Consider the following 24,727-nt stretch of genomic DNA (forward strand, 5'->3'; position numbering starts at 1 on the left):
CTCAGTCGACCTTCCGGAAGATCACCGAGGCGTTGGTGCCGCCGAAACCGAAGCTGTTGGACATGGCCACGTCGATCTTCATCGGCTTGCCCTTGTGCGGAACAAGGTCGATGGGCGTCTCGTGCTCGGGATCGTCCAGGTTGATCGTCGGCGGTGCGATCTGATCGCGGATCGCCAGCGCGCAGAAGGCCGATTCGATCGCGCCGGCCGCCCCCAGCAGATGTCCGGTCATCGACTTGGTGGACGACACGGCGAGGTCCTTGGCGTGGTCGCCGACCAGCCGCTCGACCGCCTTCAGCTCGATCCAGTCGGCCATGGTCGAGGTGCCGTGGGCGTTGACGTAGTCCAAGTCCGACGGCTCAAGCCCCGCCCGCTTCAGCGCCGCCTTCATGGCGCGGAGCCCCCCGTCGCCATCCTCGGACGGGGCGGTGATGTGATAGGCGTCCCCGCTCATGCCATAGCCGACCACCTCGCAGTAGATGGTCGCGCCGCGCGCCTTGGCGTGCTCGTATTCCTCCAGCACCAGGATACCGGCGCCCTCGCCCATGACAAAGCCGGCGTGCTCCCGGTCGTAGGGACGCGACGCCTTCTCCGGCGTGTCGTTGAAGGCGGTGCACAGGGCCTTGCAGGCCAGAAATCCCGCGATGCCGATCGGCACGACCGAGCTTTCGGCGCCGCCGCAGACCATCACGTCCGCATCGTCCAGCGCGATCATCCGCGCCGCGTCACCGATGGCGTGGGCGCCTGTCGCGCAGGCGGTGACGGCGGCGTGGTTCGGACCCTTCAACCCGTGCCGGATCGAAATCTGTCCGCCCGCGAGATTGATCAGCGCAGACGGGATAAAGAAGGGGCTGACCCGTCGCGGCCCCTGTTCCTTCAGGATGATGGCGGTTTCGGCAATGGGGCCCAGGCCGCCGATGCCCGCCCCGACCATCACGCCGGTGCGTTCCTTGTCCTCGTCGCTCTCGGGCTTCCAGTTTGCGTCGTTCAACGCCTCGTCGGCCGCCGCGATGGCGTAGAGGATGAAGTCGTCGACGCGCTTGCGATCCTTCGCCGACATGATCTTGTCAGGGTCGAAGTCGCCTTCGCCCCCGCCGCCGCGACCATCCACGCTCGGCACCTCGCCGGCGATGGTGCAGGCATAACCCTCGGTGTCGAAGGCGGTGATCGGACCGATGCCCGAGCGTCCCTCGACAATGCCCTTCCAGGTTTTTTCGACGCCCCAGCCCAGGGGGGTCAGAAGGCCGATGCCCGTGACGACGACGCGGCGCATGGATGGCTCTCCCGTTGATCTCGATCTTGCGCCCGCGAATCCCTGCTCGAGATTCCGGGGGTCAGAAACAGTAAAGGCCGCCGGGCGTCTCCGCTAGGAGCGCCAGGCGGCCTTGAACCGTTCAGCCGAATGGCTGGATCAGCCCGCCGACTTCTCGTCGATGAACTTCACCGCATCGCCGACCGTCTGGATGTGCTCGGCGGCGTCATCCGGGATCTCGATGTCGAATTCTTCTTCAAAGGCCATCACCAGTTCGACGTTGTCGAGCGAGTCGGCGCCCAGGTCGTCGATGAAGCTGGCCTTTTCGGTGACCTTGTCCGGATCGGCGTCCAGGTGGTCGATGACGATCTTGCGAACGCGCTCGAGGGTATCGGACATCGGTGTCTCTCTGCCTGTTTGTGTAGTCGCCGTAGAGGCGGGGTCTCATCGATAAATCGCCGTCTCACGGCAGCAAGGGCGACGCAAGCCCCAAAGGATGGGCCGCCAAAGCATTCCCGCCCTTTAGCACAGCCATTCGGGCGGGAAATAGTCAGATCATCGCCATGCCGCCGTTCACGTGCAGCGTCTGGCCCGTGACATAGGCGGCCTCCTCCGACGCCAGATAGACGGCGGCGGCGGCGATCTCCTCGCCCTGGCCCAACCGACCGGCCGGGATGCGGCCAAGGATCGCATCGCGCTGACTCTCGTTCAGCACATCCGTCATCGGCGAGGCGATAAAGCCGGGTGCGATGCAGTTCACGGTGATGCCGCGCGAGCCGACCTCCTGCGCCAGCGATTTGGAAAAGCCGATCATTCCGGCCTTGGAGGCGGAATAGTTGGTCTGTCCCGGATTGCCGGTGACGCCCACCACGGAGGTCACGCCGATGATCCGGCCCTGTCGACGCTTCATCATGCCCTTCACGGCGGCGCGGGTCAGGCGGAAATAGCTCTCCAGATTGACCTGCAACACCGAGGCGAAGTCCTCGTCCTTCATCCGCATCAGCAGGCCGTCCTTGGTAATGCCGGCGTTGGCGACCAGGATATCGAGCGGCGCGCCGGCCGCCGCTTCCGCCGCCGCCACCAGGCCGTCGACCGAAGCCGCTTCCGACAGGTTGGCCGTTGCGAAATGCGCCCGCTCGCCCAGCTGCGACGCCAGATCCGCCAGCACCGCCTCACGTGTACCGGACAGGACGACCGTGGCCCCTTGCGCATGCAGGGCCCGCGCGATCGCGCCGCCGATGCCGCCGGTCGCGCCGGTCACCAGCGCGGTTTTTCCTGCGAGATTGAACATCCGTGTCTCTCCGAGAGTGGCGAGTGATTAGTGGCTAGGGGCGAGAAAAAGCAAAGCGGCGGCGAACATTCGCCACGCGTCACTCGCCACTCGCCACTTCCTTTGCGAACGCTTCCAGGTCGTCCGGCGTATTCAGGGCCAGGCTCTCGGCGCCGGGCGCGATGCGCTTGGCCATGCCGGTCAGAACCTTGCCCGAGCCGACCTCGACGAAGCGGGTGACGCCGCCTTCGGACGCCAGCCATTCCATACTCTCGCGCCAGCGCACCCGCCCGGTCACCTGCTCGACCAGCAGACGGCGGAGGGTCTCCGGATCGGTCTCAGGCCGCGCCGTAACGTTGGCCACCACCGGGAGACGCGGCGCGGTGATCGGGGCGGACGAGAGCGCCTGCGCCATCTCGTCGGCCGCCGGCTGCATCAGGGGGCAGTGGAAAGGCGCCGAGACGTTCAGCGGAATGGCGCGCGCGCCCAGTTCCTTGGCCTTTTCAATGGCGCGGTCCACGGCGGCCTTGTCGCCCGAAATGACGATGTTGCCGGCGTTGTTGTCGTTGGCCACGACGCAGACGCCGAGCGCCGAACCCGCCTGAGCGGCCGCCTCGGCAAGCGCCAGGTCGGTCTTGGGTCCGATCAGCGACGCCATCGCGCCCCGGCCGACCGGCACGGCGCGCTGCATCGCCTGGCCGCGCAGCTTCAGCAGACGCGCGGTGTCCGCCAACGCCAGGGCGCCCGACGCCGCCAGGGCGGAGTATTCGCCCAGCGAGTGGCCGGCGACGAAGCTCGCCCGATCGACCGCGACGCCGAAGTCCCTGTCCAGCACCCGTACGACGGCCAGCGACACCGCCATCAGCGCCGGCTGGGCGTTCTCAGTCAGGGTCAGCTGGTTCTCGGGACCATCCCGCATCAGACCGGACAGGTCCTGGCCCAGCGCCTGATCGACCTCGGCGAACACCTCGCGGGCCGAGGCGAAGGCGTCGGCGAGCGCCGCGCCCATGCCGACCGCCTGACTGCCCTGTCCGGGAAAAAGAAGCGCTGTGGTCATTGTCCGTCCACGATCCGTGATTCCGGCGCGAAGCGGTAAGCCCAACCTTCCGCCGGGGCAAGGGAGCGACGGCTTTCCCCTTGCCCTCGCCACTTGCTAGGCTCTGGCCGATCCACCAGCGGAGCCGCACGATGAGCCTCTACGGCGACTACGATCCCGACAACATCTTCGCCCGCATCCTCCGCGGCGAGATTCCCAGCGTCGTCGTCTGGGAAGACGAGCACGTCCGCGCCTTCATGGATGTCTTTCCACAGTCGGAAGGCCATGTGCTGGTGATTTCCAGGACGTCAAAGGCCCGCAACATCCTGGACGTCGAGCCCGAGGTGCTGACGCGCCTGATGGCGGCCGTGCAACGCACCGCGCGCGCGGTCGAGACGGCGCTGAAGCCGGACGGTCTCAGCCTGATGCAGTTCAACGGAGACGCCGGCGGCCAGACGGTCTTCCACCTGCATTTCCACATCGTCCCCCGCTGGAGCGATCGCGCCATGAAGGGTCACGGCCATGCGCCGCAGGCGGACCCGGCGACGCTGGAGGCGCTGGCTCAGCGCATCCGCGCGGAACTCGACTGAGCACGCTTGCGAAAGCGAGGCGCGAAAAGCATAAGGACCGCTGATCCGCACGACGCGGGCCGGTTTAGCTCAGTTGGTAGAGCGCCAGTTTTGTAAACTGGATGTCGCGGGTTCGATTCCTGCAACCGGCACCACGCGCTTCAGCGGGAACGATCCTGCAGCTTTGCAAGTTTATCTCGTGCCGGCCGAGCGTCGGGGGTTCGGTCCGCCGAGCGCCTTGCAGAGCCTGCGCTCGCCCCGCTGAGCCCTCGCGATCAGCGGGGCTTTTCCGTTGTGAATCTGGTCTTCACTCTCCCGTGGCGATACAGTGGGCCTTCATCGGGCGCGCCCCGATTCATCCTGTTCGTCAGGTGGAATGTCCGACAACGTCAACAAGCTGGGCCACAGGATCGGCGCGCGCGGAGGTCGCACTCGTCGCTCCATCCTGGACGCCGCGCGCGGGCTGCTGAACGAACGGCATGTGGGCGAAATCCGCGTGGCGGACGTGGCCGCTGCCGCCGGGGTCTCGCCGTCGAACTTCTATACTTATTTCAAGACGGTGGAGGAGCCGGTTCTCGCCCTGTGCGAAGAGGCGGGCGCTGACTGCCGGGGATTGGAAAAGCACTTCCAGACCGATTGGGCGGGCGAGCGCGCCTTTGCGTCTTCGCGCGCCTTCGTCACCGATCTTCTGGCGGTTTGGGACAAGCACGGGCCGGTCCTGCGGGTCGAACACATGCTGGCGGACAAGGGCGAGCCGGCTTTCGCCGAAAGCCGCATCAACCGTCTGCGCCGGCTGCACCTGGCGATCGAACGCCGCATCGCCCAGGCGCACCACAGCGGCCTTATGCCCAAGACGCTGAGCCCCCGCCTCGCCTCCTATCAGGTCGCCAGCCTGGTGGAATCAACCGCCGCCGGCTTCGAACTGCTGCGCCGCGCGGACACGGCCGAGGCCATCATCGACACGACCGCGCATCTGGTGGTCAAGCTGACCACCGGCCGCTGATCCGCCGTCAGCCTGCGCCCAGCGCCACCCCGATCCGGTAGGTCAGGAAGGCGGCGAGATAGGCCAGGCCGAACATGTAGCCGATCATGATCCAGGTCCACTTGCGCGAGTTGGTCTCGCGTCGGACCACGCCCAGGGTCGGCATGCACTGCGGGGCGAAGATGTACCAGGCCAGGAAGGCCAGACCCGTCGCCAGCGACCAGTTGGCGGCCAGCGTCGTCGCCATCATGCCGGTCGCATTCTCGGCGTCGGCCACCGCATAGACCGAGCCCAGAGCCGCCACCGCCACTTCGCGTGCGGCCATGCCGGGGATCAGCGCGATCACCATCTGCCAGTTGAAGCCGATGGGCGCGAACAGCGGCTCCAGCGCATGGCCCAGGATGCCCGCCAGCGAATAGTCGATGGCCGGCCCCGTCGCGCCTTCCGGCGGATAGGGAAAGGTCGATGCGGCCCAGACCACGATCATCAGCGGCAGGATGATCCGCCCCGCGCGGTTCAGGAATATCCTGGCGCGGAGCCACAGGTTGAACAGCACGCTGCGGATGTCCGGCAGCTTGTAGGCCGGCAGTTCCATCATGAACGGCTCGACGGCGCCGCGCCAGAACACGCGACGGATCAGGAAGGACACGGCCAGCGCGCTGGCGATCCCCGCTGCGTACAGGCCGAACATCACCAGCCCCTGCAGGTTAACGAAGCCCCACACCGTCTCATTGGGGATGAAGGCGGCGATGATCAGCGTGTAGACCGGAATACGCGCCGAGCAGGTCATCAAGGGCGCAACCAGGATGGTGGTCAGGCGGTCACGCCGGCTCTCGATCACGCGCGTGGCCATGATCCCGGGAATGGCGCAGGCGAAGCTGGACAACAGCGGGATGAAGGCGCGGCCATGCAGGCCCGCGCTGCCCATGATGCGGTCCATCAGGAAGGCGGCCCGCGCCATGTAGCCGAAATCCTCCAGCAGGATGATGAACATGAACAGGATCAGGATCTGCGGCAGGAACACCAGTACGCTGCCCACGCCGGAGATCAGCCCGTCCACGATCAGGCTTTGCAGCAGCCCGTCCGGAACCGCCGTGGCCACAAGCCCGCCCAGCGCCCCGACGCCCGCCTCGATCCCGTCCATCAGCGGACCGGCCCAGGCGAACACCGCCTGGAACATGACGAACAGCAGGCCCAGCAGGATCAGCAGTCCCGCCAAGGGATGCAGCAGCACCGAATCGATCCGCCCCGTCAGAGTGTCGGGCCGCTCGGGCGGAAGCACGCAGGCCTTGAGGATGCGCTCGGCCTCACGGTGAGCCGAACGGATCTGCGCCGCGTCCGGCGCATGCCAGACGTTGTGCGTCTCGAGCCGCCACACGCCGGCCTCGGCCTCCACCGCCGCGACCAGATCGTCGATGCCCCGCTTGCGCGTCGCCACCGTGGTCACGATCGGCACGCCCAGTTCTTGGCGCAGCGCATCCAGATCGATGCGCAGACCCTGCCGCTGGGCGATGTCATACATGTTCAGGGCCAGCACCATCGGACGGCCGACCTGCTTCAGCTCCAGCACCAGCCGCAGCACCAGTCGCAGATTGGTGGCGTCGGCGACGCAAATCAGCACATCCGGCGCGTCCTCGCCCGCCAGCTTGCCCAGCACGGCGTCGCGCGTGACCTCTTCGTCCGGGCTGCGGGCGCGCAGCGAATAGGTGCCGGGCAGGTCCAGCACCGTCATGGTGCGCCCGCCGCTCGATCGGATCAGGCCCTCCTTCCGCTCGACCGTGACGCCGGCGTAGTTGGCGACCTTCTGATGCGCGCCGGTCAGGGCGTTGAAAAGGGCGGTCTTGCCGCTGTTCGGATTGCCGACCAGGGCGATGCGAGCGGGACGAACAGCGATGTCCATCAGGCGGCGTCGCGCCGGATCAGCAGGCTGGCGGCCTCGCGCCGACGCAGGGCCACACGCATGTCGTCCACCTTCATCGCGATCGGATCGCCGCCGAACAGCCCCTGGTGCAGCAGCTCGACCTGGGCGCCTTCCACAAAGCCGAGCTCCAGCAGGCGGCGTTCCAGTTCGATCTCGTGTTCCTGGTGGTGGGACTGGTCGCCGACCTGGACAATGACGCCGCGATCGCCGCAGCGCGCCTGGCTCAGCTTGATGGTGTGGGTCATGAACGCTCGCCTTGGCGGCGCCCCCCAGCGCCGCGGTTACCTGACAGTGATTATCAGGTGCTGCACCCCGGCGTCCAGCGCGACGGCTTGGACATCCTGCGCCATTGCGACACGCCTGGGCTGCGGTATCACCATTTCATCTGATCGGAGCCCGCCATGATCCGCCTTGTCGCCGCCGCCCTCGCCGCCTTGTCGCTGTCCGCGTGCGGCGGAGATGACGTGGATGCGCCAGCCGCCACCAAGGCGGCTCCGATGACCGACACTCAAAAAGCCGTGCTGCTGGCGTCCCTCCCTGCGCCCTACAGTCAGGCGGACCTGGAGAACGGCCGCCGCGCCTTTGCCCGCTGCCGATCCTGCCATACCCTGACGGAGGGCGGGCCGAACATGACGGGGCCAAACCTTTGGGGCGTGTTCGGACGCCAGGCGGGCTCGCACCCTCGCTACAACTATTCCAACGCGCTCAGCAGCGCGAACTTCGCCTGGGACGCCGAGCGGCTGGATCACTGGCTGGAGAACCCGCGCACCTTCCTGCCCGGCAACAAGATGAGCTTTCCCGGCCTGCCGGATGCGACGGACCGGCGCGACCTCGTCGCCTTCCTGAAGGTGGAGACAGGCTATGCGCCGCCTTCGACGCCGCCCGCCTCCTGATCCTTATTCAGCCGGAGCCAAGCCTTCGGGACGCGGCGTTTCCTGCGCCTCCCATTCCTCGATCTTGCGGGCGGTGTATTCCGGCGACTTGGTGAAGCGCGCCAGCACGCCATAGATCACCGGCACCACAAACAGTGTCAGCAAGGTCGCGAAGATCGCGCCGGTGAAGATCACTACGCCGATGGTCTGGCGACTGCCGGCCCCCGCCCCCTGCCACAGGACCAACGGCAGAGCTCCGAAGGCTGTGGCGATGGAGGTCATGATGATCGGACGCAGCCGCAGGGTGGACGATTCGATGATCGCCTCGCTGATCGACCGGCCCTGGTCGCGCAGCTGGTTGGCGAACTCCACGATCAGAATGCCGTTCTTGGCCGCCACCCCGATCAGGATGATCAGGCCAATCTGCGAGTAGATGTTGAGGCTCGACCCAGCCATCAGCAGGCCAAACAACCCGCCCGCCGCCGCCAAGGGCACCGTCAGCATGATCACCGCCGGCGTGATCCAGCTTTCGAACTGAGCCGCCAGCACCAGGAACACCAAGAGCAGCGCCAGCCCGAAAGCCGCCGCGACCGCGCCGCCCGCCTCCTGCTGATCGCGCGCCGCCCCGCCCCACTGCAGGGTGACGCCGCTGGTCTGCTGCTTGGCGGCCTCCGCCTCCAGGAAGCTGACGGCATCGGCGATGGTGGTGCCGGGGTTCAGGTCCGCCTGCAGCGATATCGAGCGTTGTCGGTCGAGGCGGCGCCGCTCGGGCGTGTCGCCGGTCGTCTCGGTGGTGACCACGGCCGAGAGCGGCACCAGCTGCCCGCCGCCGGTCGCCACATACAGCGCCTCGAGATCGCCGACCTCGCGGCGATTGTCCCGCTCGGTCTGCAGGATCACGTTGTACTCCTGCCCGCCCTTGATGTAGGTCGTGGCGCGGCGAGAGCCGAACATGGTCTCCAGCGTTCGCCCGATGGTCTGCGACGACACGCCGAGCGCCGCCGCCTTTTGCGGATCGACATCGACCAGCAGACGCGGCGAGTTCGGCTCATAGTTCAGCCGCGGACGCGAGAAGCCGGGGTTCTCCAGCGAAGCGGCCAGCACAGGCTGCAGCCAGGCGTAGATCTGGCTGTATTCGGACCCCGTCACGATCATCTCGACCGAGTTGGAGTTGCCGCCGCCGCGCTGGAAGGCTCCGGGCGTGGAGGCGTTAACCTGGGCGTCCGTCTGGCCGCGCAGCTTTCGGTTCAGCTCCTGCGCGATCTCGTCGGCCGAGCGATCCCGCACCGACCAGTCGGACAGCGTCAGGTTGGCGTTGCCCGAGTTGTAGCTGCCGCCGCCGAACCCGGGCGCGGACACCAGGTAGCTGTCGGCTTCGCCCGAGGCCCGGTACTCCTCCAGGATCGGCTCCAGCCCCAGCATGATCCGGCGGGTGTAGTCGAAGCCCGCGCCTTCGGGTCCCTGCACACGCACGCTGACGCGCCCCCGGTCTTCCGGCGGCACCAGTTCGTCCGGCAGGGTGAAGAAGATGGCGGCCGCGCCGCCGCCGACCAGCAGGATCAGGCCGGCGACGCCGAACACCGCCGCGCGACGCCCCAGCAAGGCCGACAGCGAGGCGCCGTACGAGTTCTTCAGCCCGTCCATCGCCCGGTCGACGCGACGAGCGACCCAGCCGCCGCCATGCGCCGGCTTCAGGATCTTGGACGCCAGCATCGGCGACAGCGTAAGCGCCAGGAAGGCCGAGAAGGCCACCGCCGCCGCGATCGCCGCCGCCAGCTCAACGAACAGCCGTCCGATGTAGCCCGGCAGGAACAACAGCGGCGCGAACACCGACAGCAGCACGACGGTCGTCGCCACGACCGCAAAGAACACCTGGCGCGCCCCCCGCTCGGCCGCGACCAGCGGCGGCTCGCCCAGGTCCAGGCGGCGCTGGATGTTCTCGACCACGACAATGGCGTCATCGACCACCAGCCCGATCGCCAGCACCAGCGCCAGCAGCGTCAGCAGATTCAGCGAGAAGCCCAGCGGAGCCAGCACGATAAAGGTGGCCAAGAGACAGATCGGGGCCACGATCGACGGGATCAGGGCCGCGCGCAGGCTGCCCAGGAAGATGAAGTTGACCAGAGCCACCAGAGCCATGGAGATGCCGATGGTGATCCAGACCTCGTCGATGGCGTGCGAGGTGAAGACCGAATTGTCCGAGCCGATAGCCAGTTCGGTTCCCGGCGGCAGACTCGGCTGGATCTCCTCCATCATCGCCTTGACGCCGTCGGAGATGGCCAGGTCGTTGGACTGGGCCTGACGCGTCACGGCCAGGCCGATCTGGTCCACGCCATTGCCGCGGAACAGGCGGCGGTCCTCTTCGGGCGCTTCCTCGACGCGGGCGATGTCGCCCAGACGCGTCACATAGGTCGGCTGGCCCTGGATGATGGCGGCCGAGCCGCTGCCGGTGCCGGTCGCGGTGGCGTTCGACACCGAGGCCGAGCCGCGCGTGCCGATCGGCAGCTGGGCGAAATCCTGCGGTCGCGCATAGTTGCGGGCGACGCGTACCGTATAGTCCTTGGACGTGGACTCCAGCGAGCCCGCCGGCAGCTCCACGTTCTGAGTGGTCAGAGCCGTCTCGACGTCGGTGACGGTCAGGTTTCGTGCGGCCAACGCCGCCGGGTCCAGCCAGATGCGCATGGCGTAGCGCTGCTCGCCATAGATGTTGACCTGGGCAACGCCCGGCACGGTCGCCAGCTGGTCCACCAGGTTGCGGTCGGCATAGTCGGTCAGCTGCAGCCGGTTCATGCTGGTCGAGCGCAGGAACAGGATGATGATCGGCTGGCTGTCCGAATCGGCCTTGGCCACTTCGGGCGGATCGGCCTGGTCCGGCAGATTGCCGATCACGCGCGAGACCCGGTCGCGCACATCGTTGGCCGCATCGTCGATGTTGCGGTCCAGCGAGAACTCGATGTTGACGTTGGACCGGCCGTCGCGGCTGGTCGAGTTCAGTCGCTCGACGCCCTGGATGCCGGCGATCTGCTGCTCAATCGGCTCGGTGATCCGGCTCTCGATCACTTCGGCCGAGGCGCCCGCATAGCTGGTGTTGACCGAGACGATCGGCGGATCGACGTCCGGCAACTCGCGCACCGGCAGGAAGAAGAAGGCGGCCAGGCCGATGACGCACAGGACGATGGAGGCGACGGCCGCGAAAACCGGACGGCGGACCGAAAGGTCGGAAATCATCATCGCGCGGCGGCTCCACTCGCGGCCGGGGCTTGAGCCGCCGGCCGTCCCTGGACGCGGCCCGTGGTCACCGGCGCGCCAGGCTGGATGCGGTTAAGGCCCGATCCGACGATGCGGTCGCCGGCCTCGAGCCCGGCGATGATCTCCACAAAGCCGTTCTCGACTGCGCCGGTCTGAACCTCGACGCGCTGGGCGGTCGAGCCGTTGTCGCCGCGCGCGATGCGGTACACGAACGCCCCGTCGCCCTGATACTGCACCGCGGCTTCCGGCGCGGCCGGCGCCTGGCGCTGGCCTTGCTGAACCGCCACGCGCAGCAGCATGCCGGGCCGGATGCGGCCGCCCGGATTGGCGAACTCGGCGCGAGCCGTGGCGGCGCGCGTCGTTTCGTTCACACGCGTGTCGATCAAGGCGATCCGGCCTTGAAAGGCCTCGTCGCCATAGGCGTCGGCGGTGGCGGTGATCACCGCTCCGGGCCGCAGCTGATTCAGATATCGCTCCGGCAGGGGGAAATCGACGCGCACCGAGGAGGTGTCGTCCAGCGTCGCGATCACCGCGCCCGGGTTTATCAGGGTGCCGGCCGTCACGGTGCTGAGGCCAAGTGTCCCGGCGAAGGGCGCCCGGATCAGCCGATCGCCGCGTCGCGCCTGCGCCGCCGACAGCGCGGCCTGCGCCGTCTCCAGCGCCGTCTCGGCGTCTTCGGCCGTCACGCGGGGAGCGATGCCGCGTTCGGCGAGCGCCTGATAGCGCTCATACTCCCGTCGCGCCTGGGCGACGGCGGCTCGCGCCTGGATGATGGCGGCGTCTTCCTCGCGCGCCTGCAGCTCGACCAGCGGAGCGCCGGCGGCGACGCGCTGGCCGTCGGTGAACAGGACGCGGGTGATCAACTCGGTCGTCGAGGAGGTGATGTTGACCGACCGCAATCCCCTCGCCACGCCCAGCACGCGAATCTGATCGGAGAACTGGCGTGGCGCGATCACCGCTTCGGACACCTGCTGCCCGCGTCCTCCACCACCCCCGCCTGGGCCGCCCGGCCCGCCGGCTCCGCCTTGTTCGTCACCTGCGAAGCCGATCTTGACGATCGCGGCGACGACCATGGCGGCCAGGAGGCAAGCGGCGGCTATAAGAAAGAAGTGGCGTTTGATCACGCTGGTGGTCTCGCGTCGGTCGGGGGCGCGACCGACTTACCCGTTCAGGGCGCCGGCGCAACATTAAGTGTCTGTAACGCGGGGCCCATCTGTTTCCGTCGCGTCGCTCAGAACCTTTTCCAGACCGCCAGCACGGGCCCGCGAGAGACCGGCGTCTCGCGGCCCGCGACGGTTTGCCGCCAGCCGGCCTGGACGCTCCAGCTACCCACATGGCGCACGACGGACGTCTCCGCCGACAGCCAGCGCGAGCCGCCGTCCGCCGCCCCGCCATAGGCCTGGCCCAGCACCAGCCAACGCTCGCCGAAATGAGCGCCGGCGGTGAAGTCGACGCGGGTCTCGTCCGGCAATCCGTCGCGGATGCGCCGGGCGGCCTGGAGTTCCACGAAGCTGCGATCCGGCCCCCAGGACATTCGACGGCTCGGCCGACCAAAGGATCGCCCGACAGACGCCCGCGCCTCCCAGTCGCGCTCGCCCACGCCTGGAGGCGCATAGGCGGCGTTGCGTCCGTCGCCCGCCTCGGCGTAGCCGCCATAGAGGCTGACGGCCGTGTAGTCGTCGCGCCAGGCCTGCCAGGTCAGCCCGATCTCGACCGGCCCGCGCCCGTCATAGTCGATAAAGGCGTCCTCGCCCGACTGCCACTCGCCCTTGACCTGCAGGGTCAGCCGATCGGTCAGGCCGTATTCCGCAAAGACCCCCACCGCATTGTCGCGCTGCGGCGCCGGCAGCGGTTGCTCGTCTCCGGAGGGATCAAAGCCGCTATCAGCCTCCATCGCCTCGGCCTTGACGATCACCTGCGCACGCCCTTTTGGCTGCACCCAGGCGCCGGCCAGCGCCGATGTGGCGATCAGGCTCGCGCCCGTCGCCCCGAGCACCAATGTCGCGGCCTTCACGCGTCGTAGCCCGGCGACTTGCGATCCAGCATTCTTAGTGCGCCCGGCCAGGCCAGGGCCGAGATGAAGCCGACGCCGCGTCCCTGCTCCTTCGTCTCGGCCTGCGCCGCATCCGGCGCCATCAGCACCCCGTCGCGTCCGGCGGACAAGGCCGCGATCTGCTGGGCGCAGGCGCGCTCCAGAAAGAACATGCCGACCCAGGCTTGGGCAGCCGTCTCGCCCACCGCCAGGGTGCCATGGTTGCGCAGCAGCATCAGCGGCTTGTCGCCGAGGTCCGCCACCAGCCGTTCGCGCTCTTCATGGTTCAGGGCCAGGCCTTCGTAGCCATGATAGGCGACCTGATGCTGAAGCAGGCAGGCGTTCTGACCCAGCGGCAACAGGCCCTCCTTCTGAGCGGCCACGCCCACGCCGGCGACCGTATGCAGGTGCATGACGAACTTGGCGTCCTCACGCGCGGCATGCACCGCCGAGTGGATGGTGAAGCCCGCCGGGTTGATGAAGCTGTCGGTCTGGTCGACGATGTTTCCTTCAAGGTCGACCTTGACCAGCGACGAGGCCGTCATCTCCTCGAAATACCAGCCATAGGGATTGATCAGGAAATGGTGCTCGGGTCCGGGGACGCGTGCGGAAATATGGGTGAAGATCATGTCGTCCCACCCGTTAAGCGCCACCAGCCGGTAGAGCGCAGCCAGATCGACCCGCGTGCGCCACTCCTCCGCCGAGACCCTGGCCTGCATCGCGCCAGCCGCTCCGTCCGCCATATCCGCCCCCACCGCATCCTCTGGTTGCCGGCAGCGTCGAACGGCGCGCGCGCCTCGTCAAGCACCGGTTGCTAAGGCTCGGTTCGCCGCGCAAGCTTGCCGGCATGCGGATCAACGACGATTCGGAGCAAAGGTCGTGTCCAGCGCCGTCACCATAGACCGGCCCGAGGGCGCCATCGCTGACGCACCAGCGATGGCGGACCTGGTGGAACTGGCGCGCAGCCGGTCGGCGGACGATCGTCGGCGCCTGCTGTCGGGCGTTCTGACGCTCTGTCGAACCGAACCGGGCGTTCGCGCCTCGCCCGTTCTCAGCGACATCTTCATGACGCTGGCCAGGCAGGCGGAACGAGACGTGCGGTTCGCCCTGTCCCAGGCGCTGGCCGCAGCCGACTGGGCGCCGCCGCCGCTGATCCACATTCTGGCCCTTGACGACATAGAGATCGCGCGTCCGATTATCGCCGCCAGCCCCTTGCTGGCCGATGCGGACCTCTTGCGCATCCTGGTCGAGGCGACGCTTGAGCATCAGATCGAGGTGGCCCGACGCCCGCACCTGTCGCCCGTTGTGGCCGACGCCATCATCGACCAGGCGGAGCCGGCACCGCTGACGGCGCTCGCCGGCAATACCTCTGCACGCCTCAGCGATGAGGCGATGCGCCGGCTGGTCGAGCATTCGCGCCGGATCGCGGGCCTGCGCTCGCCCTTGTCTCGTCACCCGCGCCTGACCGAGGTCCTGGCCGCGCAACTCTATGCATGGGTGGGCCAGGCGCTGCGAGAGGCGATCAACGAACGCTTCCAGATCGAGGATGCGAGGCTGGCTCCGGCCATCGATCGCGCGGTCGACCAGGCGCGCGGCCGCACCGGCTCCTTTTCCCTCGGGGCGACCGACCCGGCCGCCAGCGACGAGGCGGATCGCCGGCTGGTGATGAAGTTGCAGGCCGGCGGCCAGCTTAGGGCCGGCCTTCTGGTTCGAGCCCTGCGAGAGGACCGCCTCAGCCTGTTCGAAAACGTGCTGGCGGCGCTGACGGGATTTCCATTCAGCCAGATCCAGGCGGCCCTGCGTGCGCCCGGCCCAGAGGCGCTGTTCCTCGCCTGCACCGCCGCCGGTGTCGACAAGGCGGTGTTCTCACCCATGCTGCTGGAAGTGCGCAGACTCTGTGGCGGCCTGCCGGGCGGAGATGCGCACTGGCGTCCGCCCGTCGTCACGCGAGAGGGCGCCGCGCAGATGTTTCGACGGTTGACCGCGGCGCCTCACAGCTCTGCGGTTTGACTCATGCGCCGAGCTGAGGCTTGCCTGCGGTCGTGACAGCCGTTCTTGATCCACGATCGCCGGGCACAAGTCCGCGCCTGGCCTTTGTCGCCAGCGACCGACCGGAAGCCCAGTCGGCTCGGCGTGAGCTCTCCGCGCGCTATGGAGGCGTTACCGAGGACGAAGCCGACGTCATCGTCTCCCTGGGCGGCGACGGGCAGATGCTGGAGACGCTGCACGCGAATCTCCGGCGCGGCACCCCGGTGTTCGGCATGAACCGAGGCTCCGTCGGCTTTCTGATGAACGACTACGCCGAGGACGACCTTCTGGAGCGGATCGCCGAGGCCGAGCGCACCGTCATTCATCCGCTGCAGATGGACGCCTGGAGCGAAACAGGGGCGGTGCAGACCGGCCTTGCCCTCAACGAAGTGTCGCTGCTGCGCCAGACGCGCCAAAGCGCCAAGTTGCGGATCACCATCGACGGCAAGGTCCGGCTGGAAGAACTGATTTGCGACGGCTGCCTGGTGGCCACGCCCGCCGGTTCCACCGCCTACAACCTGTCGGCGCACGGGCCGATCATACCGCTGGATGCACGGATCATGGCGCTGACGCCCATCAGCGCCTTTCGCCCGCGTCGGTGGCGCGGCGCGCTTCTGTCCCACGGCGCGCGGGTCCGGTTCGAGGTGCTGGAGCCGGACAAGCGGCCGGTCAGCGCCACGGCGGACGGCTTCGAAGTGCGACGGGTCGCCCGCGTCGATGTGTTCGAGCGCCGCGACCTGCAGCTGACCATGCTGTTTGACGCGGGCCGCTCATTCGACGAGCGGGTGCTGGCCGAACAGTTCGCTGGCTAGTGGTCACCGTATGTTAAGGCCGTGAGGGCATGCTCGGCGGAAATCGTCTGGGAAGTCGTCCATGAGCAATCCGGCCCAGGTCATCCGGCCGCCCAACACCCTCCGCGCAAAGGTCGGCGGCGGTTTCGGCATCAACGCCGACGCGATCGCCAAGGCCGAAGAAGCGCTGAAGGCGATGTCCGCCCAGTTCGCTCAATGGCTGCAGGACGAGATCGCCAAGCTCGACAAGGCGCAGGCCGACATCCGCACCCTTGGCTACACGCCGGAGACCGCCGAGGCTCTTTATTTCCGCGCCCATGACCTGAAGGGCCTGGGCACGACCTACGAATATCCGCTGGTGACCCGGATCGCCGGGTCGCTGTGCAAGATGCTCGACGATCCGGCGCGGCGCATGGGCGCTCCCGTGGTCATCATCGATGCGCACATCGATGCGATTCGCGCGGTGGTTCGCGACGGCATCAAGACAGACGACCACCCGACTGGCCGCGCCCTGGCGGAGACGCTCGAAGCGCGGGTCGCCGAACACCTGGCCTAGCAACACGCCAGCTTCCGATCTCGAGAGGCCCGCCTGATCGGCGGGCCTTTTCGCATCTGGATGGTCAGGCGGCCGCCATCCGCTGAGGCCGCGCGGGCACGTCCAGCCGCTCCATCAGATAGGCCAGGTCGTCACGCGAGGTATTCGGCCGCTGCGTCAGAAAGCGCTCCAGCATCTTGCCGCGAAAGGCGTCGCCGCTGGTGTCGGCCCCCTCGGCCTGCAGGGCGCGCCAGGTGTCGACACCGGCTCGAAAGGCCTGGAACAGGCGCGGCGGAAGCCCCGCGCGATCGTAGATCGCCTTCAGCCCCAGCGGTCCGGCGTCATGCACCATCTGCCAGGCGCGCGCGTGCGGCGTGTTGGCCAGTTCGGCCAGTCCATGCTCCAGCAGCGTCATCTGACCGCGCGCCAGCCCGCGCAGCAGCAGCGACGGCGTCAGCGCCCGTCGGGCGTTCAACTGGGTGACAAAGCCCGCGATGTCGGCGCTGGCCGCCGCCTGATCCACCAGATCGACGGTGGCCCGCTCGCGCGCGAACTGCGACAGGCGGATGGCCGTCTCGGCGGTCACGGCGTGGCGCGTGACCAGGTGTTCGCGCACCGCGTCGCTGGCGAACGCGATCAGCCGCTCGGTAATCTCCAGCGGCAGCGCCTGGCGATAGGCCACGGCGGCCACGACCTCTGGAGCGCCGCCGTATCGATCGACGATGACGGCCAGCGACCGCTCCGACAGGTCGGCGTTGTCGTTGGCGGCCAGGGTGCGCACCGCGGTCTCCGCCCCCTCCGCCGCCAGCACCTCGGCCACGTCGCGCGACACGCGAGGGCGCGCCGCCACCGCCGTCTGACGCACGCCTGAGCCGGCGCGCACGATCTCGATCAGGTCGTCGTCGCTGAAGGCAGGCGAGAAGCCGATCATCGGCAGGGCGATGGAATCCACATCCGCCGCCAGTCGCCGCGCGACGTCATTGGGGATGAGGTCCGAGCTTTTCAGCGTCACGGCCATGGCGCGCCTGACGAGCTCGGCCGCGTCCTGAGCCAAAACCCGCAGTATCTTCTGCGCCGCCGCCCGGTCCGCCGGATCAAGCGTCGCCCGCTCCATGCTGCGGCACAGCTTGTGGGCGGCCTCGGCGCGTTCGTCCTCGTCCTCGGCCTTGACCAGCCGGCGGATGTCGACATCGGTCAGGCGGGCGCGAAAGGCGGTCATCGAGGGCTCGCAGCGAAATCGGACAGTCGGGCGATCATCCGCCTTTGTTGCTTAAGGAGCGGTTTACCATGCGCCGACGGCTAGGCCGCGTCATCCGCCCGCGGCGTGAAGGCCTGGCCGAAGCCGCCTCCGCCGCTTGACCCATCCTGCCCCAGAAGAAGCGCCAGCAGACCCTGATCCTGACGGATGCGGTCAAGACGCGCGGCCAGCATCATGTCGGGATCAGCGGATTTCGGCGGGAGAACGTCGCCTGCTCCAATACCCGCGGCGGGCTCGCCTCCGCCGGCTGAACGCTGAAGGTTGGCGTGAACCTCGGCGACCGTGGCCGAACGGCCATCCCGATAGAAGATCGAGCGATTGGCCGAAGCCGCATCCGGGAACAAGGCGGCGGCGCTTGAGCCCGGCCGCGTCTGCATCGCCTCCATCAGCCTGGCGGCGCCGGCCGGTCCCAGGAAGTGCGCGGCGTACAGATCGCCGGCCCCTGGCTCCTGTCCCGTGCGGCCGCGCAGATAGGCGGCGTTGGACGCTGTCAGTTCCGCCGCCATCGAAGAGGCCGCCTGTGCGTCGAAGCGCAGGTCCAGCACCACGTTGCGTGCCGACCCCTCGACCCGCCAGCGCCCGTCGCCGCCCCGGTGGATCAGGTCCGCATACTGGCCATAGCCATGGTTCGGCCCGTGTTGCTTGACCGTCGCCAGCCACGTCTGCTCGATGAATTGGAACAGCCCCGCCGCCGAAGAGGTGCGCGCCTTGGCGGACGGATTCATCGCGCTCTCTCGACGCGCCGTCTTCATCAGGAAGTCGAAATCCACGCCGGTCGCGCGAGAGGCGCGCCGAATCGCCGCCTCCACTCCGTTCCCGCCTGGAATCGCACCTACTGCCATAGCGCGTTAACCATCGAAGAACGTAGTTAACCAAACACTAATACGCGCTCGGACCGACTGGGTTAGACGCTCCGGAGGCGAAAGCGTCCGGGTTCCAGTCGCCGGGCGTTGGCGCCCGCTGGCTTTCCGGTCACGCCCTGTGCGATGATCTGACCGGCCAACGGCCCGAGCAGCCAACCATTGCGACGCGGCGCCAGCGAAAGCCACAGGTCATCGGCGCCGGGTGCACGGCCCACGATCGGCAGGCCGTCAGGGCTGGCGCCGCGCACGCCGACCTTCCATTCCACAGGATGGTTGGACAGATCACGCGTCAGCAATCCGGACGCCGCGGTCATCAGTCGCTCGCCTAGCACTGGATCGGGTTCGAGATCGCGCCGTCCGACATCCATGGTTGCTCCGACCACCGCACCGGTCGTTCCGGGTGCGACATAGACGCCCTGTCCACGAACCGCATGATCTACCAGCGGCGTGTCGAGCCGCCCGATCTGGCCTCGGATCGGCTGGATCGCGTCGAACAAGCGTGCGGTGACCGCCGGCAATCCCGCAGGGGAAGGCGCCGCGCCGGTGGCCAGCACAACCACCTTCGCCGTCGTCTCTTCGCCCTGATGGGTCACGATCCACCGCCCCTCTTCCCGTCGCATCGCCGAGACCTGGCCGGCGATTGTCCGCGCCCTGTGACGCATCGCCTGCATGGCCTGGACGGGATCGACCTGGAGCTCTTGCGTCGCCGTCAGCACGTCTCGGTCTCGCCGCACGTCGAAGCCGAGCGCGCGCATGCGCCGCTCCAGGTCGTGGATTCCAACGCCTCGCCATTCCGCACCTCGCGCAAGCAGGGTGATGCCAAAGGCATCCGCGAAGTCGGGCCAGAGGTCGCGGGCGCGTCGCAGCAGGGCCGCATGACCGGCATCGACGTCTTCAATCGCCGCCTCCATGGCCGGCGCGATCATGCCGGCGGCGACCGAGGAGGCGTTGTCTCCGCCCGGATCGATAACCACTACCGAGCGACCGCGCCGTTGGAGCTCCAGCGCCGCGCAGAGACCCAGCACGCCGGCGCCGATCACCACGATGTCGTTGTCCGAAGTCACGTCCGGTCCATCGACCCTGCCACGCCGCGTGGCAAGCCCCTCCCCACGCCCGGCCGCGAAGGCTAAGAGAGGGACGTGCAAAGCCTCGATGTCCTGTCCCGAGCGCCTGACGGCGCCCTTTCCTCACCCGCCGCGCGCCGCAACGCCGAGCCAATCCTGCGCGTGCTGAAGGCGCACCTGCCGGCGCGGGGACGGGTGCTCGAGGTCGCCTCCGGCTCGGGCGAGCACGCCGCGATCTTCGCCTCGGCCTTGCCCGACCTCGTTTGGACGCCGAGCGACGTCAGCGCCGAGGCGCGCGACAGCATCGATCGCTGGAGGGCCGCCGGAACCGCGTCCAACCTCACAGCGCCGCTGACGCTCGACTGTCTGCGACCTGACGCCTGGCCGGAGGCCGCCTTCGATGCGCTCTTCTGCGCCAACATGATCCACATCAGCCCCGCCGAGGCGACGAACGGGCTGATGAGCCTGGCTGAGCGTGTCCTGCCGCGCCCCGGCGGACTGCTGGCCCTGTACGGACCGTTCCTGGAGGCCGACCAGCCGCTCGCCGCCTCAAACGCCGCGTTCGACGCCAACCTGAAGGCGCGCGATCCCGCCTGGGGTCTGCGTGACCGGGACGCCGTGATCGCGACGGCTCGCGGGCATGGCCTGGCCTTCACCCTGCGCATCGCCATGCCGGCCAACAATCTGATGCTGCTGTTCCGGCGCGCCTGATGAGCTTTGTTCGCACCTTTGACGGCGCCGAGCCGATGCGCCTGAACAAGTGGCTGGGCCAGACCGGCGTTTGTTCCCGCCGGGAAGCCGAAGGGCTCATCGCCGACGGCCTGGTGTCCATTGACGGCGAGACGGTGCGCGATCCTGGCCGCAAGATTGAGCCGGGTCAGACCCTGACGCTCAACGACCGTGCCCAGGCTACGCTGGCGTCTGGCGTGACCATCGTGATGAACAAGCCGGTCGGCTACGTCTCCGGTCAGCCGGAGCCGGGCAAGGTTCCGGCCGTGCGTCTGATGACCGCCGCCAATCGCGTGGGAGAAGGAGCGCCGCCATCGCGAGATGCGTCCCTGCCCCCCATCGGTCGACTGGACGAGGACTCCCACGGCCTTCTGCTGCTGTCGTCCGACGGAGTCGTGGCCAAGGCGGTGATCGGCCCGCAATCCGAACTGGACAAGGAATATCTGGTGCGCGTCGACGGTCGCGTGAGCGAAGCCGCCCTGTCGAGGCTGCGACATGGGCTCGAACTGGATGGCCGACAGCTGAAGCCCGCCCGCGTCACCCAGATCGAGCTTCAGCAGCTGCGCTTCGTCCTGACCGAGGGCCGCAATCGTCAGATCCGTCGCATGTGCGAACTGGTCGGGCTGGAGGTGATCGACCTTCAGCGCATCCGCATCGGACCGCTTAAGCTGGGCAGCTTGCAGGAGGGTCGCTGGCGCCACCTCACGCCGAGCGAGCGCGAGGCGCTGGTCAGGCGCTGATCGGCACGCCCGCCAACCCCGCCAGCCGCGTCAACTCCGCCACATGGCCCGCGAAGGCCGCCTTTCCGTTCGCCGTGAGACCGAGCCAAGTGCGCTGGCGCCCGGCAAAGGCGGCCTTGCGCACTTTGACGTAGCTGGCCTCTTCCAACTGCCTGACGTGCTTGGACAGAACGGAATCCGACACGCCGATGCCGTCGCGGACCACGCTGAACTCCACCTCGTCGGCCGCGGACAGCATGGCGCAGATCTGCAGCCGGCCGGGCGCGTGGATCACGCTGTCGAAGACGGGCGCGCTCAAGACCGCGCCTCCCCTTCCGCGAGATAGAGCCGCATCCACAGCCGCGACAGCGCAAGAGCGATCACAAAGGCCACGGCCCCGAGCGCCAGCGCCCAAGGCGCCTGATCCGTGTGGCCGAGATACAGCGCACCGACCATCAAGGCGCCGAGCAGGAGACCGACCAGAAGCGCCGCCCAGCGCGCGCGTCGGGGCGACAGGCCGGTGACGCTGACCCCGTTCTTGTCGGACCAGCGTTTCCACAGCAGCGCCAGGCACACCGCGCCGCCGACGGACGCCAGCACATTGAACGGGATCGGCAAGGCCTGACCCGCCACCATCACCGCCGCTATGGCCGAGTAGCTGAGATCATAGAGCCACGAGCCGCGGGTCACCCGTTGGCGAACAGTCTCCTGCGAGCGGCGAATGGCCGCCAGGGCCTGATCATGATCGTTGCGGTCGTCGGACATGGTCGCCTCTTCACCTATCGGCAGAAGAATGACCTCCACTTTCCACGTCGTCAAGACACGCCTTTCCGGTTCGGAAAGTTTAGTTCAGCGCCTCGAACCATCTCTGCAACACGATCGCCTCGGCCCGGATACGATCCGCACGTTCCGCCGCCTCCGCATCCACACCCCACTGCCCTTCCTGGAAGGCTTCCTCGAGCCGCGACAGTTCGAACGCCATCTCAGCCGCCAGGGCGCTGCGCTGCAGGGCCAGCGCCAGGACGGCCGATCCCAGGAGCGGCGTCGCGGTGGCCAGGCCCGTCAGGGAGAAGTCGTCCAGCGCCAGCGCCAGCGCCTTGACCCTTGCGATGGCCTCCGGCGACTGGGCCACATGAACGATGCCGGATGCGGCCGCCAACTGCACGCCCAGCTCCCGCTCGGCCCAGTCGCGCCATGGCGTCCAGGCCGCCGCCTGCCGTCGCTCCAGCGCGCCCTCGCCCAGGTAGCAGATGGCGTCGGACCCGGCATAGGCGGCGATCTCGTCCGCCACCGCGTCGCGCGCCTGGCCGATCCGGTCGATGGCCGTGGACGCCAGCCGCGTGGCCGGCATGGTGGCTGGCTCCATGTACTCGCCCTGGGCCGCCCACTCATCGGCCACCAGCCGTGCGGCGGCCTCGGTCGGCAGGACCAGCGGCTGCTTGGCCGGAGTCTTGGGCGTGCGGCCGTCCAGTTGCACCGCCCAGCCGCCGTCGACGGACGCGACGTCGGCCGTGGTCCAGAAACGCCTTATACGGTCCTCAATCTCGCTGAAGCCCTTCTTGGCTGCAATCATGGGGTCGAGATTGGGGATGTGGCTCATCGCTGCCTCCGCACGCCGTGGAACGGGTCCGCCTCAGCCTCATCCTCGGAGAAGCCGAAATGCGCGAACCCCGCCTTCATTTCGGGACTGAGGGGCGCCTCCACAACCAGGGCCCCGCCGGCGGGATGATCCAGTTCGATCCTGCGGGCGTGCAGTTGCAGCCTCAAGGGACCGCTCAGCTCGACCGAAGCCTCGGTCTTGTATTTGGGATCGCCCAGGATCGGGTGTCCCATGGCCAGCATGTGCGCCCGCAGCTGGTGCGTGCGACCGGTAAAGGGCCTCAACGCCATCCAGGCCGCGCGGTGCGCGGCGCGAGAGACGGTGACAAAGGCGGTTTCGGCAGGCTCGGCCCCATGCTCCTTGGCGTCCGCAGGCCGCATCATCTCGAAGTCGTTGATGCCGGACTTCTTCAGCGGCAGGTCGATCTGCCCGGCGGCGGGCTTGGGATTGCCGATCACCACCGCCCAATAGGTCTTCTTGGCCTGGCGACGGGCGAAGGCTCCGGCCAGCCGCTTGGCCGCCTCCGGCCCCTTGCCGAGCAGCAGGACGCCCGAGGTGTCACGATCCAGCCGGTGTACCAGGCGTGGCCGCTCCATCCCCTCGCCCCAGGCCGAAAGCAGCCGATCGACATGCTTGGTCGTCTTGGCGCCGCCCTGCACCGCCAGCCCGTGCGGCTTGTTCAGAGCGATCACCAGCTCGTCCTCGTAGATCACCAGCGACCGGGCATATTCGATATCCCGCTCGCTGAGCTGATGCGGGTCGCCAGGCTGGCGCTCGATCACGTCGGGCAGCGGCGGCACGCGCACCGCGGCGCCGGCGGTCAGCCGGCCTTCCGGCTTGATGCGGGCGCCGTCCACGCGGATTTGGCCTGAGCGCGCCATCTTCTGCACTTGGATGTTCGATAGGTGCGGCCAGCGCCGGCGGAACCAGCGATCCAGCCGGATGCCGTCCTCCGCCTCGGCCACATACAGCGTCTGGACCTCGCGGCTCATGCGAACACCCGCCGCGCGATGAACAGGCCGGCGAACAGGGCGCCGACGGCCAGCATCACCGATCCCGCGACATAGGCGGCGGCCAGCGCCAGCTCCCGACGCTCGATCATCAGCGCCGTCTCAAGCGAAAAGGCCGAAAAGGTGGTGAAGCCGCCGAGTACGCCCACGGCTGCGAACAGCCGAACCGTCTCCTGCTGCGCGCCGCCCCTCAAGGCCAGCCATCCGGCCAGCAGACCCATTAACAGTCCGCCGATCAGATTGGCGCAGAACGTGCCCCATGGCCACGCGGACTGCGGCGCCAGCCGACCGGCCATGGTTCCCAATCCATAGCGCGCCATCGCGCCCAGCGCGCCGCCCGCCGCAACAAGGAGAATACGTGTCATGCTGCGCCGCTATACAGCCGACGCCCGCCGAAAGCGAAGCGCAGCGTCGGCCTCACGCAGAATGCGATCGTGGTCTTGCGCGGCGATCAGCGCCGCAGGCTGCTCTGCACCGATCGCGCGTCATAGACCTGGGGTCGATCCGGGCGAGCGCCGCGTCCCATGATGATCTCCAGCGTGGTGGACGTCGGCGACGGCCCGCTGAAGTTCAGGCCGAGCCCGACGCCCACGCCCGACGACGACCAGCCGCCGTACCGCCCCGTTCCCGCGCCGACCGACACGCTGGGACGCACGCCGCCCGCGCCGTCCGGCCGGCCGTCGATCCAGCGCTGGGTGACCTCGAACCAGTCGTAGCCGTTCTCGGTCGTGACCTCGGCCGCACGCAGAAGCGCGAAATCGGCGACGGGGCCCGGCGCGCCTACGCCGTTGTAAGTCACGCGGAACCGGTCGGATTCGATCCGCTGCTCGATGAAGCCCTGCCCGTTCGGTCCGCGCTGCGGGCCATAGGGCGCCAGCGATGCACAGGCGGACAGCGCCATGGCCGAAGCGGCGAGGGTCAGGACGGCGATGCGCTTCACGACGTAA

Annotated in this window: 27 protein-coding genes and 1 tRNA gene; 9 read left to right on the plus strand and 19 right to left on the minus strand. The window is 68.2% G+C overall.

What is annotated here, in order from left to right; translation table 11 throughout:
• Position 1: 1 nt before the first annotated feature.
• The 4 genes from fabF to fabD all read right to left on the minus strand — a co-directional run bounded on the left by fabF (position 2) and on the right by fabD (position 3,579).
• Entirely contained in the window at positions 2 to 1,273 is a 1,272-nt protein-coding gene (gene fabF / locus KY493_RS06420; RefSeq protein ID WP_219898125.1) for a beta-ketoacyl-ACP synthase II, read from the minus strand.
• A 138-nt stretch (positions 1,274 to 1,411) separates the two neighbouring features.
• Positions 1,412 to 1,651: an acyl carrier protein gene (locus KY493_RS06425; RefSeq protein WP_008264317.1), complete on the minus strand. Its 240-nt coding sequence runs from the start codon at positions 1,649 to 1,651 to the stop codon at positions 1,412 to 1,414.
• Between the two features lie 151 nt (positions 1,652 to 1,802).
• Entirely contained in the window at positions 1,803 to 2,543 is a 741-nt protein-coding gene (gene fabG / locus KY493_RS06430) for a 3-oxoacyl-[acyl-carrier-protein] reductase (RefSeq protein WP_219898126.1), read from the minus strand.
• 79 nt (positions 2,544 to 2,622) lie between these two features.
• A complete protein-coding gene (gene fabD, locus KY493_RS06435) occupies positions 2,623 to 3,579 on the minus strand; it encodes an ACP S-malonyltransferase (RefSeq protein ID WP_219898127.1) in 957 nt (318 codons plus the stop codon).
• 131 nt (positions 3,580 to 3,710) lie between these two features.
• On the opposite strand from fabD, the gene KY493_RS06440 reads away from it, so the two are divergent.
• The 3 genes from KY493_RS06440 (at position 3,711) to KY493_RS06450 (ending at position 5,130) form a co-directional block, all read left to right on the plus strand.
• The gene (locus KY493_RS06440) at positions 3,711 to 4,148 is read left to right on the plus strand and encodes an HIT family protein (RefSeq protein ID WP_219898128.1); all 438 of its coding nucleotides are present in this window, start codon (positions 3,711 to 3,713) and stop codon (positions 4,146 to 4,148) included.
• A 58-nt stretch (positions 4,149 to 4,206) separates the two neighbouring features.
• Positions 4,207 to 4,282, plus strand: a tRNA-Thr gene (locus KY493_RS06445).
• A 221-nt stretch (positions 4,283 to 4,503) separates the two neighbouring features.
• Positions 4,504 to 5,130, plus strand: a complete 627-nt coding sequence (locus KY493_RS06450; protein ID WP_219898129.1) for a TetR/AcrR family transcriptional regulator — start codon at positions 4,504 to 4,506, stop codon at positions 5,128 to 5,130.
• A gap of 7 nt (positions 5,131 to 5,137) precedes the next feature.
• Here the strand turns inward: KY493_RS06450 and KY493_RS06455 are convergent, their stop codons facing one another.
• Positions 5,138 to 7,009, minus strand: a complete 1,872-nt coding sequence (locus KY493_RS06455; RefSeq protein WP_219898130.1) for a ferrous iron transporter B — start codon at positions 7,007 to 7,009, stop codon at positions 5,138 to 5,140.
• Complete coding sequence (locus KY493_RS06460; protein ID WP_219898131.1) at positions 7,009 to 7,275, minus strand: FeoA family protein; 267 nt, start codon at positions 7,273 to 7,275, stop codon at positions 7,009 to 7,011. The genes KY493_RS06455 and KY493_RS06460 overlap by 1 nt, the downstream gene beginning before the upstream one ends.
• Before the next feature lie 156 nt (positions 7,276 to 7,431).
• Here KY493_RS06460 and KY493_RS06465 point away from each other — a divergent pair, with 156 nt between their 5' ends.
• The gene (locus tag KY493_RS06465; protein WP_219898132.1) at positions 7,432 to 7,923 is read left to right on the plus strand and encodes a cytochrome c family protein; all 492 of its coding nucleotides are present in this window, start codon (positions 7,432 to 7,434) and stop codon (positions 7,921 to 7,923) included.
• Positions 7,924 to 7,926: 3 nt separating this feature from the next.
• On the opposite strand, the gene KY493_RS06470 is transcribed toward KY493_RS06465, so the two are convergent.
• The 4 genes from KY493_RS06470 to KY493_RS06485 all read right to left on the minus strand — a co-directional run bounded on the left by KY493_RS06470 (position 7,927) and on the right by KY493_RS06485 (position 13,926).
• The gene (locus KY493_RS06470; protein ID WP_219898389.1) at positions 7,927 to 11,130 is read right to left on the minus strand and encodes an efflux RND transporter permease subunit; all 3,204 of its coding nucleotides are present in this window, start codon (positions 11,128 to 11,130) and stop codon (positions 7,927 to 7,929) included.
• Positions 11,130 to 12,275: an efflux RND transporter periplasmic adaptor subunit gene (locus KY493_RS06475; RefSeq protein WP_219898133.1), complete on the minus strand. Its 1,146-nt coding sequence runs from the start codon at positions 12,273 to 12,275 to the stop codon at positions 11,130 to 11,132. The genes KY493_RS06470 and KY493_RS06475 overlap by 1 nt, the downstream gene beginning before the upstream one ends.
• A 107-nt stretch (positions 12,276 to 12,382) precedes the next feature.
• Positions 12,383 to 13,165, minus strand: a complete 783-nt coding sequence (locus KY493_RS06480; protein ID WP_255568080.1) for a hypothetical protein — start codon at positions 13,163 to 13,165, stop codon at positions 12,383 to 12,385.
• A complete protein-coding gene (locus KY493_RS06485) occupies positions 13,162 to 13,926 on the minus strand; it encodes a class II aldolase/adducin family protein (protein ID WP_219898134.1) in 765 nt (254 codons plus the stop codon). Before KY493_RS06485 ends, KY493_RS06480 begins: the two co-directional genes overlap by 4 nt.
• Positions 13,927 to 14,062: 136 nt before the next feature.
• On the opposite strand from KY493_RS06485, the gene KY493_RS06490 reads away from it, so the two are divergent.
• The 3 genes from KY493_RS06490 (at position 14,063) to KY493_RS06500 (ending at position 16,558) form a co-directional block, all read left to right on the plus strand.
• Complete coding sequence (locus tag KY493_RS06490) at positions 14,063 to 15,193, plus strand: DUF2336 domain-containing protein (protein ID WP_255568081.1); 1,131 nt, start codon at positions 14,063 to 14,065, stop codon at positions 15,191 to 15,193.
• A gap of 32 nt (positions 15,194 to 15,225) precedes the next feature.
• Positions 15,226 to 16,023, plus strand: a complete 798-nt coding sequence (locus KY493_RS06495; RefSeq protein ID WP_219898135.1) for an NAD kinase — start codon at positions 15,226 to 15,228, stop codon at positions 16,021 to 16,023.
• Between the two features lie 61 nt (positions 16,024 to 16,084).
• Positions 16,085 to 16,558, plus strand: a complete 474-nt coding sequence (locus tag KY493_RS06500) for an Hpt domain-containing protein (RefSeq protein ID WP_219898136.1) — start codon at positions 16,085 to 16,087, stop codon at positions 16,556 to 16,558.
• A gap of 64 nt (positions 16,559 to 16,622) precedes the next feature.
• Here KY493_RS06500 and KY493_RS06505 read toward each other — a convergent pair whose 3' ends face one another.
• The 3 genes from KY493_RS06505 to KY493_RS06515 all read right to left on the minus strand — a co-directional run bounded on the left by KY493_RS06505 (position 16,623) and on the right by KY493_RS06515 (position 19,722).
• The gene (locus KY493_RS06505; RefSeq protein WP_219898137.1) at positions 16,623 to 17,756 is read right to left on the minus strand and encodes a DUF2336 domain-containing protein; all 1,134 of its coding nucleotides are present in this window, start codon (positions 17,754 to 17,756) and stop codon (positions 16,623 to 16,625) included.
• Between the two features lie 80 nt (positions 17,757 to 17,836).
• Complete coding sequence (locus KY493_RS06510; protein ID WP_219898138.1) at positions 17,837 to 18,637, minus strand: transglycosylase SLT domain-containing protein; 801 nt, start codon at positions 18,635 to 18,637, stop codon at positions 17,837 to 17,839.
• Positions 18,638 to 18,699: 62 nt separating this feature from the next.
• A complete protein-coding gene (locus tag KY493_RS06515) occupies positions 18,700 to 19,722 on the minus strand; it encodes an FAD-binding oxidoreductase (protein WP_255568083.1) in 1,023 nt (340 codons plus the stop codon).
• Positions 19,723 to 19,797: 75 nt separating this feature from the next.
• Here KY493_RS06515 and KY493_RS06520 point away from each other — a divergent pair, with 75 nt between their 5' ends.
• Both KY493_RS06520 and KY493_RS06525 read left to right on the plus strand, forming a co-directional pair.
• On the plus strand, positions 19,798 to 20,433 hold the full coding sequence (locus KY493_RS06520) for a DUF938 domain-containing protein (protein WP_219898139.1): 636 nt from the start codon (positions 19,798 to 19,800) through the stop codon (positions 20,431 to 20,433).
• Positions 20,433 to 21,191, plus strand: coding sequence for a pseudouridine synthase (locus KY493_RS06525; protein WP_219898140.1), 759 nt, complete (start codon positions 20,433 to 20,435; stop codon positions 21,189 to 21,191). The genes KY493_RS06520 and KY493_RS06525 overlap by 1 nt, the downstream gene beginning before the upstream one ends.
• On the opposite strand, the gene KY493_RS06530 is transcribed toward KY493_RS06525, so the two are convergent.
• From KY493_RS06530 to KY493_RS06555, 6 genes are all read right to left on the minus strand, one after another.
• A complete protein-coding gene (locus KY493_RS06530; protein ID WP_219898141.1) occupies positions 21,181 to 21,489 on the minus strand; it encodes a transcriptional regulator in 309 nt (102 codons plus the stop codon). The genes KY493_RS06525 and KY493_RS06530 overlap by 11 nt on opposite strands.
• Positions 21,486 to 21,935 (minus strand): hypothetical protein, encoded by a 450-nt coding sequence (locus KY493_RS06535; RefSeq protein WP_219898142.1) that lies wholly within the window; start codon positions 21,933 to 21,935, stop codon positions 21,486 to 21,488. Before KY493_RS06535 ends, KY493_RS06530 begins: the two co-directional genes overlap by 4 nt.
• Positions 21,936 to 22,014: 79 nt before the next feature.
• Positions 22,015 to 22,770 (minus strand): ATP12 family chaperone protein, encoded by a 756-nt coding sequence (locus tag KY493_RS06540; RefSeq protein ID WP_219898143.1) that lies wholly within the window; start codon positions 22,768 to 22,770, stop codon positions 22,015 to 22,017.
• Positions 22,767 to 23,762 carry an RluA family pseudouridine synthase gene (locus KY493_RS06545; protein ID WP_219898144.1) on the minus strand — a complete coding sequence of 332 codons (996 nt, stop codon included), beginning with the start codon at positions 23,760 to 23,762 and terminating at the stop codon, positions 22,767 to 22,769. The genes KY493_RS06540 and KY493_RS06545 overlap by 4 nt, the downstream gene beginning before the upstream one ends.
• Positions 23,759 to 24,145, minus strand: a complete 387-nt coding sequence (crcB, locus tag KY493_RS06550) for a fluoride efflux transporter CrcB (protein WP_219898145.1) — start codon at positions 24,143 to 24,145, stop codon at positions 23,759 to 23,761. The genes KY493_RS06545 and crcB overlap by 4 nt, the downstream gene beginning before the upstream one ends.
• A gap of 86 nt (positions 24,146 to 24,231) precedes the next feature.
• Positions 24,232 to 24,720 carry a hypothetical protein gene (locus KY493_RS06555; RefSeq protein WP_219898146.1) on the minus strand — a complete coding sequence of 163 codons (489 nt, stop codon included), beginning with the start codon at positions 24,718 to 24,720 and terminating at the stop codon, positions 24,232 to 24,234.
• Positions 24,721 to 24,727 lie beyond the last annotated feature (7 nt).

The sequence above is a fragment of the Brevundimonas sp. PAMC22021 genome, assembly GCF_019443405.1.
GTDB lineage: Bacteria > Pseudomonadota > Alphaproteobacteria > Caulobacterales > Caulobacteraceae > Brevundimonas.